This is a genomic window from Pseudomonas sp. TJI-51 (assembly GCF_000190455.2).
Lineage (GTDB): Bacteria > Pseudomonadota > Gammaproteobacteria > Pseudomonadales > Pseudomonadaceae > Aquipseudomonas > Aquipseudomonas juntendi.
Genome location: NZ_AEWE02000135.1, coordinates 2556 through 3445, shown reverse-complemented (window position 1 = coordinate 3445; position 890 = coordinate 2556). Strand labels below are relative to the sequence as shown.

Here is an 890-nt window from a genome sequence, read left to right as displayed (position 1 = left end):
CAGCGAACTTGGCCACCATGACATGGGCCAGCAGACCTGCGGTGGGGATGCCTTTGTCGATGACTTGCGCCGGAACCGGTGCCTGTATCAGGGTTTCGCAACTTCGGCAGGCCCACTTTCCACGTACATGCTGCTCAACCGTGAACACGCCCGGCGTGTAATCGAGCTTTTCGCTGACATCTTCACCGATGCGCTGAAGCTCGCAGCCACACGCACATTGGGTGTTGTCGGGTTCATGATGAATCACGGTGCGCGGAAGCTGTGCAGGCAGTGGTGCGCGCTTGGGCTTCTGGCCTGGCTCTTTTGGGGCTGGGTCGGGATGAAGTGCGTTCAGCTCGGCTTCGATGGCCTCAAGGTCAGTGCTGAGCAAATCATCGAGCAAGCGGCCTTGCTCTGGACTGATCTGTTCGCTGCGTTTGGCGTACTTATGACGTTTGAGGACAGCGATCTCATGAGTGAGCTGCTCGATGACGATCTTGTCGTTCTGGATCTTGCGACTCATCGTCTCGACTTGAGACTGCAATGTCAGCGTCTGCTCGAGCAACGCGCGCAGCTCTGCAGGGGTCAGTTGGTCGAGGTCGGGTAAAGAAGTCATGCCGCCAATCATGCCAGAGCAACACACTGGCGGCGATTGGCGGTTATGCCAATAGTCAGTACTAAAGCCGTGTGATGGTGCTGTTGGCACCCATGCGTTGCCAAGGTAATCCGACGATGAGTGCCTGAACTTGCTCGCTGTCCAGTTCCATTTGAGCGCCGTGACGAGCGCCCGGCCAGTGGAATTTACCTTGGTTCAGTCGGCGTGCTGCCAACCACACGCCAATGCCGTCATGCACTAGCACCTTCATCCGGTTGGCGCGGCGGTTGGCAAAGAGATAAGCGCAGTGCGGCTT

2 protein-coding genes are annotated in these 890 nt (G+C 57.8%); both read right to left on the bottom strand.

Going from position 1 to position 890, the window contains the following annotated elements:
- A partial coding sequence (locus tag G1E_RS24315; protein ID WP_047150182.1) for an IS66 family transposase zinc-finger binding domain-containing protein occupies positions 1-595 on the bottom strand: 595 nt, incomplete at its 3' end.
- Between the two features lie 61 nt (positions 596-656).
- Positions 657-890 (bottom strand): IS66 family insertion sequence element accessory protein TnpB (gene tnpB, locus G1E_RS24310; RefSeq protein ID WP_047150181.1); only part of this gene is annotated, 234 nt, incomplete at its 5' end.